At 69.9% G+C, this 12,834-nt stretch carries 15 protein-coding genes; 9 read left to right on the top strand and 6 right to left on the bottom strand.

What is annotated here, in order from left to right:
• The first annotated feature begins 266 nt into the window (after positions 1-266).
• From AC2D8W_RS15925 to AC2D8W_RS15885, 9 genes are all read left to right on the top strand, one after another.
• Complete coding sequence (locus AC2D8W_RS15925) at positions 267-605, top strand: DUF8200 family protein (RefSeq protein WP_293483606.1); 339 nt, start codon at positions 267-269, stop codon at positions 603-605.
• A gap of 276 nt (positions 606-881) precedes the next feature.
• A complete protein-coding gene (locus AC2D8W_RS15920) occupies positions 882-1,436 on the top strand; it encodes a F0F1 ATP synthase subunit delta (RefSeq protein WP_293483607.1) in 555 nt (184 codons plus the stop codon).
• A gap of 5 nt (positions 1,437-1,441) precedes the next feature.
• On the top strand, positions 1,442-2,974 hold the full coding sequence (gene atpA / locus AC2D8W_RS15915; protein WP_293483608.1) for a F0F1 ATP synthase subunit alpha: 1,533 nt from the start codon (positions 1,442-1,444) through the stop codon (positions 2,972-2,974).
• 9 nt (positions 2,975-2,983) lie between these two features.
• Positions 2,984-3,616 carry a pseudaminic acid biosynthesis-associated methylase gene (locus AC2D8W_RS15910; protein ID WP_293483609.1) on the top strand — a complete coding sequence of 211 codons (633 nt, stop codon included), beginning with the start codon at positions 2,984-2,986 and terminating at the stop codon, positions 3,614-3,616.
• Between the two features lie 6 nt (positions 3,617-3,622).
• Entirely contained in the window at positions 3,623-4,495 is an 873-nt protein-coding gene (locus AC2D8W_RS15905) for a F0F1 ATP synthase subunit gamma (protein WP_484672355.1), read from the top strand.
• Between the two features lie 16 nt (positions 4,496-4,511).
• Positions 4,512-6,047, top strand: coding sequence for a F0F1 ATP synthase subunit beta (gene atpD, locus AC2D8W_RS15900; RefSeq protein WP_293483611.1), 1,536 nt, complete (start codon positions 4,512-4,514; stop codon positions 6,045-6,047).
• Positions 6,048-6,314 carry an ATP synthase F1 subunit epsilon gene (locus AC2D8W_RS15895; RefSeq protein ID WP_293483612.1) on the top strand — a complete coding sequence of 89 codons (267 nt, stop codon included), beginning with the start codon at positions 6,048-6,050 and terminating at the stop codon, positions 6,312-6,314. It abuts the gene before it with no gap.
• Positions 6,315-6,414: 100 nt separating this feature from the next.
• Positions 6,415-7,089: a hypothetical protein gene (locus tag AC2D8W_RS15890; RefSeq protein ID WP_484672354.1), complete on the top strand. Its 675-nt coding sequence runs from the start codon at positions 6,415-6,417 to the stop codon at positions 7,087-7,089.
• A 94-nt stretch (positions 7,090-7,183) separates the two neighbouring features.
• Positions 7,184-7,504, top strand: a complete 321-nt coding sequence (locus AC2D8W_RS15885; protein WP_484672353.1) for a DMT family transporter — start codon at positions 7,184-7,186, stop codon at positions 7,502-7,504.
• Here the strand turns inward: AC2D8W_RS15885 and AC2D8W_RS15880 are convergent.
• From AC2D8W_RS15880 to rlmH, 6 genes are all read right to left on the bottom strand, one after another.
• Complete coding sequence (locus tag AC2D8W_RS15880) at positions 7,464-8,252, bottom strand: alpha/beta fold hydrolase (RefSeq protein WP_484672352.1); 789 nt, start codon at positions 8,250-8,252, stop codon at positions 7,464-7,466. The genes AC2D8W_RS15885 and AC2D8W_RS15880 overlap by 41 nt on opposite strands.
• 59 nt (positions 8,253-8,311) lie before the next feature.
• Complete coding sequence (locus AC2D8W_RS15875) at positions 8,312-8,806, bottom strand: RNA pyrophosphohydrolase (RefSeq protein ID WP_484672351.1); 495 nt, start codon at positions 8,804-8,806, stop codon at positions 8,312-8,314.
• Between the two features lie 16 nt (positions 8,807-8,822).
• Positions 8,823-9,935, bottom strand: coding sequence for a divergent polysaccharide deacetylase family protein (locus tag AC2D8W_RS15870; RefSeq protein ID WP_484672350.1), 1,113 nt, complete (start codon positions 9,933-9,935; stop codon positions 8,823-8,825).
• 94 nt (positions 9,936-10,029) lie between these two features.
• On the bottom strand, positions 10,030-11,421 hold the full coding sequence (locus tag AC2D8W_RS15865) for a S41 family peptidase (RefSeq protein WP_293483618.1): 1,392 nt from the start codon (positions 11,419-11,421) through the stop codon (positions 10,030-10,032).
• A gap of 91 nt (positions 11,422-11,512) precedes the next feature.
• Positions 11,513-12,367 carry a murein hydrolase activator EnvC family protein gene (locus AC2D8W_RS15860; protein WP_484672349.1) on the bottom strand — a complete coding sequence of 285 codons (855 nt, stop codon included), beginning with the start codon at positions 12,365-12,367 and terminating at the stop codon, positions 11,513-11,515.
• Complete coding sequence (gene rlmH / locus AC2D8W_RS15855; RefSeq protein WP_484672348.1) at positions 12,367-12,831, bottom strand: 23S rRNA (pseudouridine(1915)-N(3))-methyltransferase RlmH; 465 nt, start codon at positions 12,829-12,831, stop codon at positions 12,367-12,369. The genes AC2D8W_RS15860 and rlmH overlap by 1 nt, the downstream gene beginning before the upstream one ends.
• Positions 12,832-12,834: the final 3 nt, after the last annotated feature.

Below are 12,834 nucleotides of genomic sequence, written 5' to 3'. Positions count from 1 at the left end.
ACGACTGCCGTCCAACCGCGGCCTTTCGAAGGCGGCGGGGTGACCTTGGGTAACTTCCGGCGGCGCGATCGCAGACCGGCTCTGCATTCCCGCATAGCGACTGAGAACATTTTGCAGTTGCACCTGCGATCTTAACACCGTTATCTTAGCAATGCTCAGTTCGACGCGCGCCAATGGGAGGGGATACCCGGAGGCGGCCAAGACGCGGCGGACCGGGCCGGTACTCAAATCCTTGACGCCGCACTCCCCGAACGCTGGAGGGCTCCTTGAAGCTCCAATTCCTTGCGGCCTGCGCCGCGCTGACCACCCTCGCGGCCGGCCAGGCCTTCGCCGCCGACGCGATCACCGCCAAGCTGGCCGCTCCGGTGGCCGAGAAGACCAAGTTCATCGCCGGCGGGGCGATGTTCAACTGCGAAGGCGACGCCTGCGTCGCGCTGGCTCCGACCTCGCAGACCTTCGCCGCCGCGACCTGCAAGACCATCGCCGACAAGGTGGGTGTCGTCGCCTCGTTCTCCGGCCGCAAGGCGCTGGACGAAGCCAAGCTCGCCAGCTGCAACGAGAAGGCCCTGGCCAAGGCCGGCGCCACCACGCTCGCCAAGCAGTAAGGCCGCAGACTCCCAGCAGCTCCCCAGTCGAGCTTCTGTCGCCTGGCCCGCCGGCTCCCAGCCGGCGGGCCTTTTCTTTTGCTGAACTTCCCTTACGTCGCACCCGGCCCCACTCGGTTGCGACGCACAACGGCGCGTGCTAGTAGGCGCGCGGCTTTGGGCCGGGGGTCGAAGACGACCTGTTGGTCTATGTGCTTTTCTCGAGCGCTTTCAAGCCTTTAGCCGCAGCGGACCGGTCCGCTTGCGGCGCGCGACATACGACCCGGGCGGACAGTAGTGGCAGACGACTCCAGCGCAGCGAACGTGGGCCTCAGATACGCCCAAGCCCTCTTCGATCTGGCGAGCGACGAGAAGAAGGTCGCCAGGGTCGAGGCCGACCTCAAATCGCTGAAGGCCGCGATCGCGGATTCGCGGGATCTGCGGGTCCTGCTGGGCTCGCCGACCTTCAGCGCCGAAGACAAGGCCAAGGGCCTGGTCGGGATCGGCGCCAAGGCCAAGTTCGACATGACGACGCTGAAGTTCCTGGGCCTGCTGGCCTCGAACGGCCGCGCCGCCGCCCTGCCGCAGGTCATCGAGGCCTTCGCCAAGCTTTCGGCCGCCGCCCGCGGCGCCGTCTCGGCCGAAGTGACCACCGCCGTGCCGCTGACCGCCGCCCAGGCCAAGGGCGTGCAGGCGGCGCTTCGGCAGTCGCTGGGCAAGGACCCTGAAATCACGACCCGAGTCGATCCGGCCCTCCTGGGCGGGATCAAGGTGAAGGTCGGTTCCCGTCTGTTCGACGCTTCGCTGCGCTCGAAGCTCGACTCCCTGAAATTCGCCCTCAAGAGAGCGTAACGCCCATGGATATCCGCGCCGCCGAAATCTCGGCCATCCTGAAGTCCCAGATCGCCAACTTCGGCGAAGAGGCCGATGTCTCCGACGTCGGCTCCGTGCTGAGCGTCGGCGACGGCATCGCCCGCGTCTTCGGCCTCGACAACGTGCAGGCCGGCGAACTCGTGGAGTTCCCCTCCGCCGGCGTGAAGGGCATGGCCCTGAACCTCGAGCGCGACAACGTCGGCGTCGTGATCTTCGGCGAAGACCGCGCCATCCGCGAAGGCGACGAGGTCCGCCGCCTAGGCGAGATCGTGGACGTGCCGGTGGGCAAGGGCCTCCTGGGCCGCGTGGTCAACCCGCTGGGCGAGCCGATCGACGGCAAGGGCCCGATCCAGAACGTGGCCGAGCGCCGCCGCGTGGACGTGAAGGCTCCGGGCATCATTCCGCGGAAGTCGGTGCACGAGCCGGTGCAGACCGGCCTGAAGGCCATCGACACCCTGATCCCGATCGGCCGCGGCCAGCGCGAGCTGATCATCGGCGACCGCCAGACCGGCAAGACCGCCGTGGCGATCGACACCATCCTGAACCAGAAGGCGGTGAACGCCTCGGGTGACGAGAGCGCCAAGCTCTACTGCATCTACGTGGCCATCGGTCAGAAGCGCTCGACCGTCGCCCAGATCGTGAAGACCCTCGAGGAGCGCGGCGCCCTCGACTACACGATCGTGGTGTCGGCCACGGCCTCCGAGCCGGCCCCGCTGCAGTTCCTGGCCCCGTTCGCCGGCTGCGCCATGGGCGAGTGGTTCCGCGACAACGGCATGCACGCCGTCATCATCTACGACGACCTCTCCAAGCAGGCCGTCGCCTACCGCCAGATGTCGCTGCTGCTGCGTCGTCCGCCGGGCCGTGAAGCCTATCCGGGCGACGTGTTCTACCTGCACTCCCGCCTGCTGGAGCGCGCCGCGAAGCTGAACGAGGACAACGGTTCGGGCTCGCTGACCGCGCTGCCCCTGATCGAGACCCAGGCCAACGACGTGTCGGCCTACATCCCGACGAACGTGATCTCGATCACCGACGGCCAGATCTTCCTCGAGACCGACCTCTTCTTCCAGGGCATCCGCCCGGCGGTGAACGTCGGCATCTCGGTGTCGCGCGTGGGCTCCTCGGCCCAGATCAAGGCGATGAAGGCCGCGTCCGGCCCGATCAAGGGCGAGCTCGCCCAGTACCGGGAGATGGCCGCCTTCGCGAAGTTCGGCTCGGACCTGGACGCGGCGACCCAGCGGATGCTGGCGCGCGGCGAGCGCCTGACCGAACTCCTGAAGCAGCCGCAGTACTCGCCCCTCGCCGTCGAGGAGCAGGTGGTGTCGATCTACGCCGGCACCCGCGGCTACCTCGACAAGGTCCCGACCGCCCAGGTCGGCCGCTTCGAGCGCGAGCTGCTCAGCCACATGCACGCCAAGCACCAGGACCTCCTGGACGAGATCCGCACCAAGAAGGACCTCGGCGTGGTGGAAGAGCGGCTGAAGGGCATCCTCGCCGCCTTCGCGGACACGTTCGCCTAAGCAAGACGGATGGCCGCGGATCAACCCAAAGCGCTGGGCGCCTGGTCGGGCGAGTTCGGCGATCGGTACACGGAGCGCAATGTCGCTTCGGCCGACGCCGTCCGCGGCCGCGCGCGCGTCTGGGGCGAGGTGTTCCGCAAGATCGTCGGCGACATGCCGGCGAGCGCCATCGAGATCGGTCCGAACCTCGGGCTGAACCTGCGCGGCATCCGGGCGCTCTCCGGCATGGAGCTGTGGGGCATCGAGCCCAACCCGGCCGCGCGCGAGCGTCTGGTGGACGACGGCGTCCTGCCGGCCGACCGCGTGGTCGCGGGCTTCGGCCACGAGATCCCGCTGGCGGACGGGGCGGTGGAGCTCGCCTTCACCTGCGGCGTGCTCATCCACGTCGATCCCAGCCTGCTGGACCGGACGATGCGCGAGATCCACCGCGTCTCGTCCAAGTACGTCTTCTGCGCGGAGTACTTCTCGCCGAAGGCCGAGACCATTCCGTACCGTGGCGAAACCGATCTTCTCTTCAAGAACGACTTCGGGTCGCTCTACCTCGACAATTTCCCCGACCTCGTGCTCGTCGACTACGGGTTCTTCTGGCGAAGGACGACCGTGATGGACGACACCACCTGGTGGCTCTTCAGGAAGGCTTGACGGCGTATGGCCAGCGTCAAGGAGATGCGCAATCGGATCGCTGCGGTGAAATCCACCCAGAAGATCACGAAGGCGATGCAGATGGTGGCGGCGGCCAAGCTGCGCCGGGCGCAGAACGCCGCGCAGGATTCGCGTCCCTATGCCCAGCGCATGGCGGCGGTGATCGCCAACCTCGCCGCGGGCGTGTCCGGCGACGGCGCGCCGAAGCTGCTGGTGGGCACCGGGTCGGACCAGCGCCACCTGGTGCTGGTGGCGACGTCGGACCGCGGCCTCGCGGGCGGCTTCAACTCGTCGATCGTGCGCGCGGCGCGTCAGCGGATCGACCAGCTGCTGTCCGAGGGCAAGGACGTCAGGATCATCACGGTCGGCCGCAAGGCGCGTGACCAGCTGCGCCGGCTGCACGCCTCGCGCACCGTCGATTCCTTCGAGGTCGGCGGCAATCCTTCGCTCGCCGTCGCCGAGACGGTGTCGGCGCGGGTCCGTGAGCTGTTCGAGGCCGGCGAGGTCGACGTCGTCACGCTGTTCTTCAGCCAGTTCAAGTCGGTGGTCACCCAGACCCCCACCGCGCGCCAGCTGATCCCCGCCGAGGTGGCGGACGGCTCGGCGCCGCTGGACCTCAAGGGCGCCTCCTACGAGTACGAGCCCGACGAGGGCGCGATCCTGAACGAGCTGCTGCCGCGGAACATCACCACCCAGATCTTCTCGGCCATGCTCGAGAACCAGGCCGGCTTCTTCGCCGCGCAGATGACCGCGATGGACAACGCCACCCGCAACGCCGGCGACATGATCGCCAACCTCACCCTCCAGATGAACCGAGCCCGCCAGGCGCAGATCACCAAGGAGCTGATCGAGATCATCTCCGGCGCCGAAGCGATCTAGTTGGAAGAACAGCCCCATGTCTGAAGCCGCCACCGCCAAGAAGCCCCGCGCCAAGAAGCCCGCCGCCGCGTCGGGCGCTCCCGCCCCCGCCGCCGCCCAGGGCGTCGCCACGGGCAAGCTCGTCCAGATCATCGGCGCCGTCGTCGACGTCGAGTTCGAGGGTCACCTGCCGGCGATCCTGAACGCGCTCGAGACCACGAACACCGACCAGCGGACGGGCCAGCCCTTCCGCCTGGTGCTCGAGGTCGCCCAGCACCTCGGCGAGAACACCGTGCGCGCCATCGCCATGGACACCACCGAGGGCCTGACCCGCGGCCAGCCGGTGGTCGACACCGGCAAGCCGATCACCGTGCCGGTGGGCCCCGCCTGCCTCGGCCGCATCATGAACGTCGTCGGCGACCCCGTGGACGAGGCCGGCCCGATCAACAGCGCCTTCGCGAGCCCCATCCACCGCGAGGCCCCGACCTTCGCCGAGCAGTCGACGTCGGCCGAAGTGCTCGTCACCGGCATCAAGGTCATCGACCTGCTCTGCCCCTACACCAAGGGCGGCAAGATCGGCCTGTTCGGCGGCGCCGGCGTGGGCAAGACCGTGACCATGCAGGAGCTGATCAACAACATCGCCAAGGCGTACGGCGGCTACTCCGTGCTGGCCGGCGTGGGCGAGCGGACCCGCGAGGGGAACGACCTCTACCACGAGATGATCGAGTCCAAGGTGAACATGGACCCGAAGGAGCACGGCGGCTCGACCGAGGGCTCCAAGTGCGCCCTCGTCTACGGCCAGATGAACGAACCTCCGGGCGCCCGCGCTCGCGTGGCCCTGACCGGCCTGGCCCAGGCGGAGTACTTCCGCGACCAGGAAGGCAAGGACGTGCTGCTCTTCATCGACAACATCTTCCGCTTCACCCAGGCGGGTTCGGAAGTGTCGGCGCTGCTGGGCCGCATCCCCTCGGCCGTGGGCTATCAGCCGACGCTCGCCACCGAGATGGGCAACCTGCAGGAGCGCATCACCTCGACCTCGAAGGGCTCGATCACCTCGGTGCAGGCCATCTACGTGCCCGCCGACGACCTGACCGACCCGGCGCCCGCCACCTCGTTCGCCCACCTGGACGCGACGACCGTGCTCAGCCGCGACATCGCCGCCCAGGGCATCTTCCCGGCCGTGGACCCGCTGGACTCCACCTCGCGGATCATGGACCCGCTGGTCATCGGCGAGGAGCACTATCAGGTCGCCCGCCGCGTTCAGGAGACGCTGCAGCAGTACAAGGCCCTGAAGGACATCATCGCCATCCTGGGCATGGATGAGCTGTCGGAAGAGGACAAGCTGATCGTGGCTCGCGCCCGCAAGATCCAGCGCTTCCTCAGCCAGCCCTTCCACGTGGCCGAGCAGTTCACGAACCTGCCGGGCGTTCTGGTGAGCCTCGAGGACACCATCCGCTCGTTCAAGGCGCTGGTGGACGGCGAGTACGACCACCTGCCCGAGCCGGCCTTCTACAACGTCGGCACCATCGAGGACGCGGTGGCCAAGGCCGAGCAGCTCGCGGCGGAGGCCTAGGTGGCCGGCGCGAAACTCAACTTCTCCCTGGTGTCCCCGGAGCGCGAACTGTTCTCCGGGCTGGTGGACCAGGTGGACGCGCCGGGCTCCGAAGGCGACTTCGGGGTCCTGGCCGGCCACGCGCCGTTCATGACCGCGCTGAAGGAAGGTCCCGTGCGGGTCCACAACGACGGCCGGGTGACCACCTACGAGGTTCGCGGCGGCTTCGCCGACGTGACGCCCGAGGGGCTGACCATCCTGGCGGAGCATGCCCAGGAAGCAGCCTGATCACGGTTGATTTGACTGCCGTAAATTGGCCGTCTTCAGGCCTTGCATAGGGCGTGATGACCACGTTTCATGCCCGGGCTAATCAGGGGTTTAGAGACAGATGCGCCTCGCCATTTCCAGCCTGATCCTCGCCGCCGGCCTCGCGGGCGCCGCCCACGGCCAGGACCCTGCGGCCCAGCCGGCGCCGCCTCCGGCGGCTCCTGCTCCGGCCGAAGCGGCGGCCCAGCCCGCGGCGCCGTCGGCGGCCCCGGCCCCCACGGTGGAGGCGCCTCCGGCGCCCGCCCCGACCCTGCCCACGTCGGGCCCCGGCTTCGACGCCATCCAGGTCATCGAGAAGATCTGCATGCCCGTGGTGCGCGGTCAGTCGCTGGACGTCGTGGCCAAGGCCAACGGCTTCAAGATGAACCGGCGCGAGCAGACCTGGACCCGGCAGTTCAACGCGGACAACAAGGCGTCGCAGGTCATCGTCTTCCCCACGGGCTCCAACAAGACGGTCTGCAACGTCGAGCTTCGCTACGCCATGGGCTCGGACACCGACATCGCCAAGGCGCTGAACGTCTGGGCGTTCGTCCAGCAGCCGCCGCTGGACCCGACCGCGAACTACACCCAGCCGCAGGACCCGGACGGCCTGAAGCGCGTCCGCCGCTCGTGGGAGTACCTCGAGCAGGGCCGCTCGATCGGCCTGAACTATTCGACCGTCCGCAAGCCTGACGACACCCCGCTGTCGGCCAAGTACGACACGGGCACGATGCAGTACCAGGAGCGCACGCTCTAGCGGGCGGTTTCTCCGAAGCGGGGCCACGTCCCCCCGCCGCCGCTGGCGGCGCTTCAAGTCCGGGACGGCCCGGCCCTTTGAAAGGAGGGCCGGCATGGCCTGGATGATGCTCTTCGTGGCCGGACTGCTCGAGGTGGTCTGGGCCTACTTCATGAAGCAGTCGCAGGGCTTCTCCCGCCTGACGCCGACGCTCATCACCTTCGTGACCATGTTCGCCAGCTTCGGGCTGCTCGCCGCCGCCATGCGCACGCTGCCGCTCAGCGTGTCCTACATGGCCTGGACGGGCATCGGCGCGGTGGGCGCCTTCCTGGTCGGCGTCTTCGTGCTGGGCGAGGCCGCCTCGCCAGGGCGGATCGGCGCCGCGGCCCTGATCGTCAGCGGCCTCGTGCTGATGCGCCTGTCGAGCCCCGCCTGACGCCTTCGCCCAGGGCGGCGTCCAGCCATGCGACGACCGTTCCGGCGACCTCTTCCCAACCCTCCTCGCGGACCAGCCAGTGGCTCATGCCGGGCAGGGTTTCGAACTGCGCGCCGATGCGCTCGGCCGTCTGCCGGACGGTCGCCGCCGGGTGCACCACGTCGCGGTCCCCCACCAGGGCCAGCGTGCGGCAGGGCAGGGGACCCAGCCCCACGCTCGTGGTCATGAACGGATCCATCCACCAGTTCAGCACCTCGCGCAGGGCGCGGCTGCTCTCGGGCCGGAGCCGTTCCAGGATGGGGCGGCGGGCTCCCTTGGGAACACGGTCCAGGCTGTGGTGGCGCATCAGGTGCCGATCCGGCGTGACGCTGCCCGAGAAGAACGGGTCCAGCACCTGGACGCCGAACGCGGTGATCGCCTCCTCGAGGCTGGAGCCCGGGACGCCCCAGGGCGGGGACGGGGCCAGCAGCGCCATGGCGATCGGCTGCACCTGGCGCGCCGCGAGCTGGCAGACGAGCCCGCCCATGGAGTGGCCCAGCAGGACCGGCCGCTCGGGCAGCGCCTCGCAGAGCCTCGCCACCGAACGGGCGTAGTCGCGCATCGACAGCCCGGCGGGCGAGGCGCCCGGCTCGTGGCCCGGAAGGTCGGGGGCCAGCACCGTCCAACCCCGCGCCTCGAACGGCGCGCGGAACGACTCGAAGGCCCAACCGCCGCAGAAGGCGCCGTGCACCATGACGACTGTGGGCATCTGTCCTCCCCCGGCCCAACAGACAGTGTAGACCGATGTTCCCCCTTCGCCTGCAGAATTCAGGCCACCGGGCCGCCCCGGGCCGCGAACGGGGCGAACGCCGCAGCGACGGCCTCGTACGCTGCGCGCTTGAAGGGCACGACCAGCCCGGGAGCTTCGGCGAGATAGCCCCAGCGCCAGGCGTCGAATTCGGCCGGCGTGTGCGCCGCGAGGTCGAACTCGGCCTCCTTGCCGTCGAAACGGAGCGCGAACCACACCTGCCGCTGGCCCTTCCAGCCGCGCGCCAGCTCGGCCCGCACGAGCGGCGGGTAGTCGTAGGTGAGCCAGCCGTCGGTGCGGGCGAGGTAGGTGGTGGATCTGACGCCGGTCTCTTCCGCCAGCTCACGCCGCGCAGCGTCCTCGAGGTCCTCGCCGTCGTCGACCCCGCCCTGGGGGAACTGCCAGCAGTACCGACCGTCGGTCTTGGCGCGCTTGCCCAGCCAGACCCGTCCGTCGGGGTGGAACAGCACGACGCCCACGTTCGGGCGATAGAGCGACAGGTCGGCGGCGGTCATGGGCGGTCTTGGCGCGTCAGCGCCTGGCGGTCAGGGCGCTGGCCGGGGTCAGCTGATAGCCCCTCTGTTCCACCTCGACGGCCCAGGATGCAACCTTCTCCAGCGTCACCGGATAGGCGAAGCCCGAGCCCAGGGCCTGGCCGCGCTGCAGCGCGCCGGCCTCCAGGGCCGCGAGCTGACCATCGATGGCCGGGCCCGACAGCTTGTCGTCGATCACCCGCTCGGCCGTCGCCCGCGGCATGCCGCCGCCGCGCCGGGCCGCCGAGCCGTCGTCGATGAACGCCAGGCCCCGGGCCTTCAGCGAGCTGGCGAAGGCGTTGTAGGCGGGGTCGGTGGCGAGGAACCGCGAGCCCAGGTAGTTGGTCAGGCCGAAGTAGCCCGTGGCGCGGCTCAGGATCCACTCCAGCCGCTTGACCGTCTCGGGCGGCTGGCCTGTCGCCATCAGGGTGTAGGGCCCCGCGTCGTTCTCCGGGAAGTCGATCGGCTCCATGGGCGCCTCGATCAGCACCTCGTGGCCGCGGGCTCGGGCCATGTCGATCCAGCCCTGCAGCCCCTCGGCGTAGATGCTGAAGGAGAGGGTGATCTCGGGCGGGAGCGCCTCGATCGCCTGGCGGGTGCGTGCGGCGTTCAGCCCCAGGCCGCCGATGACGAGCGACACCTTGGGTCGGCCGTTCGCCTTGAACGGCCGTGCATAGGCTTCCGCCGGCGTGCGCCCGTCCTGGGCGATGATCGGCAGGGGCCCGCTGGGCCCTGGCGCGTAGAAGCCCGCGAGGGGCGCGGGGGGCAGGCCGGCTCCGGCGACGGGGATCGCGGCCGGCGCGCGGGACCTTGCGGCCGGGGCGCCGGGGGCGAGGGGGCGCTCGGAGAGCCGGACGACGTCGTGGTAGGTGTGCGGGCCGCCGCGCGCGGGCTTCAGCGCCTCGCGCCAGCCCGGCGGCGCGTGGCTCGCGTCGAGCGGCACCCGCACGCTGAGGCCGTTGTCGCCAAAGGGGCCCAGCAGGTTCACCAGGGCGACCACGCAGCCGGCGAAGAGCAGGCCTGCGCCCGCCAGCCGGACCGCGGGACGGGCGAGCAGGCCGCGGACGTCGATCTGCGGCGCCTTCAGTTTCGGAAGCGCGATGCTGGCCACGGCAGGGAGGTCTCCTCGACCTACCGTGGCGCAACATGGTTAACGCCGGCTTGCCTCGCGAAGCGGGCGGCCCGGCGGACCGCCCGGCGTCGGCCTACTTCTGCGTGGTCTGCGGCGGCTTCACCTCGGCCACCTTGGCCTTCGAGACGATCTCGGCCAGGCGGGCGGTGGGCTTCGGCAGCTTGGGCGTCGCGGCCACCGAGCCGAACTTCAGGACATCGACCGCGCGGGCGATCTGGAAGTCCTTCTTCTCGTCGAAGCCTTCCGGCGGCGCCTCGGCGGGCTCGTGGGCCCCCTTGCGGACCTTGCCTTCGTCGGCGTTCAGCGCGTTGCGGAACGACGCCTCCGAGAACTGGTAGGCGCGATTGGCGATGATCTGCGCCTCTTCGCGGCTGGAGGCGACCTCCAGGTCCGGCGTGATGCCGGTCCGCTGGATCGAGCGGCCGCTCGGGGTGTAGTACCGCGCCGTCGTCAGCTTCAGCGCCCCGTCGATGCCGCCGCGCAGCGGGATGACGGTCTGCACCGAGCCCTTGCCGAAGCTGGTCAGGCCCACGAGCTCCGCGCGCTTGCGGTCCTGCAGGGCGCCGGCCACGATCTCGGCCGCCGAGGCCGAGCCCGAGTTGATCAGCACCACGATCGGCATGCCGCTGGCGATGTCGCCGGGCCGGGCGTTGTAGCGCTCGACGTCGCGGGCGTCGCGCCCGCGCTGGGAAACGATCTCGCCCCCTTCCAGGAACAGGTCCGAGACGCCCACGGCCTGGTCGAGCAGGCCGCCGGGGTTGTTGCGCAGGTCGAGGATCAGGCCCTTGGCCTTCGGGTTCTTCCCGCGGATCTCGGCGAAGGCGGCTTCGGCCTCGTCGGTCGTCTTCTCGTTGAAGCTGCCGATCCGCAGGACGATGTTGTCGCCCTCGAGCCGGGCCGTCACGTTCTTCGGCTTGATCACCTCGCGGACCAGCTTCACGTCGAACGGGTCCGACTTCTCGCGCGCGATCGTCAGCGACACGGTCTCGCCGGGCTTGCCGCGCATCTGCTTCACCGCCTCGGTGACGGTCAGGCCCAGCACGCTCTCGCCGTTCACGGCGGTGATGTAGTCGCCGGCCTTGATGCCGGCCCGGGCGGCAGGCGTGCCGTCCATCGGCGAGATGACCTTCACCACGCCGTCTTCGCTGGTGACCTCGATGCCCAGGCCGCCGTACTCGCCGCGCGTCTGGTCGCGCATGTCGTCGAAGTCTTCCGGATCCAGGTAGCCCGAGTGCGGGTCGAGGCTGGTCAGCATGCCGTCGATGGCCGCCTGGATCAGCTTCGTGTCGTCGACCTCGGTGACGTACTGGTTCTCCACCGTGTTCAGCACGTCGCCGAACAGGCCGAGCATCCGATAGGTCTTCGCGCGGGGCTGGGCCGAGGCCAGCGCCTGCTGGCTCACGTAGGCCATGGATCCGGCGCCGAGCACGAACGCCGAGGCGCCGATCAGGAGATACTTCTTCATAGCCTGGCTCAGACTCCCTTTGGCGGTGAGCTCACCGCTTATCAAACAGGCTGGAGCGACCATTTTGCGGCGGCCGCCAGCCTGCCCGTTTTCAACCCCGGCTCTTGTTCAACCACCGCGAGGGATCCACCGGGGAACCCTGCTCGCGGACCTCAAGATAGAGTTCCGATGTCGTACTGCGACCCTCGCTAGCCCATCCGACCGGTTGACCCTCCGCGACGGATTGTCCGACCGCGACGGACGTTCTCTCCAGACCAGCAAGCACGAGATGATATCCCCCGGCTAGTCTTAATATCACGATGACGCCCCAGCCCTTTACAGGGCCCACATACTGAACAAGCCCCGCCGCAGGGCTGACGGCGCGCGCGCCCTTGGCCGCGGAGAGCGTCAGGCCGTTCGACCGGCCGCCTCCGGCGATGGGGTCGCCAAACCGCCGCAGGATCGTCCCGGACGTGGGCAGGATCAGGCGCGTGGGCGGCGTCAGCCCGGTCGCGTCGGGCGACGCATCGCCGGTGACCGCGCCCCGCAGCCGCGCGCCCACGGCGGCGTCCGGCGCGGGCAGCGCCTCGGCGGCCAGGCTGTCGCGCTCGAACAGCGCCTCGCTCTGCACCGCCGCCAGACGGCGCTGGCGCATGACCTCGCTGGCGCCCTCGGCGTAGTGCTGCGCGCGGGCCTGGAGCTCCGGGGTCATGGCGCGGACCAGGATCGCCGCCCGGACCGCGTCCTTCGCGTCTTCCGGCGACACCAGGAGCGCCGGGGGCGGGTCGCGCCTGAGCTGCTCGAGCACCGAGAGCAGCCGGGCCAGCCGGTGGCGGTTCACGCCCTGGTCGACGGACAGCACCGTCTCTGCGGCGTTCAGCCGCTCCAGCTCGCCGGTCGTCGCCGCGACCGCCGCTGCGCCGCCGATCGCGAGCGCGCCCAATCCTGCCAGCCAGAGAATCCGCATCAGTCCCTATGATACGGCGAACCGGCCAGGATGGAGACGGCCCGGTAGATTTGTTCGGTCAACATTGCGCGCGCCATGGCGTGCGGCCAGGTCTGGGGGCCGAACGCCAGGGTCCCCTGGGCGGCCTTCACCAGCTCGGCGTCGAGCCCGTCGGCGCCGCCGATGACGAACACCAGACGTCGAACCCCACGGTCGCGCAGCGCGCCGATCTCCTCAGCGAAGGCGCGGGACGGGCGGGCTCTCCCGCGCTCGTCGCAGGCCACCACGTGGCTGTCGGCGAGATGGCTGCGCAGCGCCTCGGCCTCGGCAGCCTTGCCGGGCTTGCGGCTCTCGACCTCGATGACCTCCACGGGCCCGAGGCCCAGCGCGCGCCCCGACGCCGTCGCGCGCTCGGCGTACAGCTTCACGAGCTCGGTCTCGGGCGACCGCGGGAGCCGGCCGATGGCGACGACGGCGATCTTCAAGCG

It is taken from the genome of Phenylobacterium sp. T106 (genome assembly GCF_057219735.1).
The sequence above is the reverse complement of the archived record's forward strand: the minus strand, read 5'-3'. Positions and strand labels throughout refer to the sequence as shown.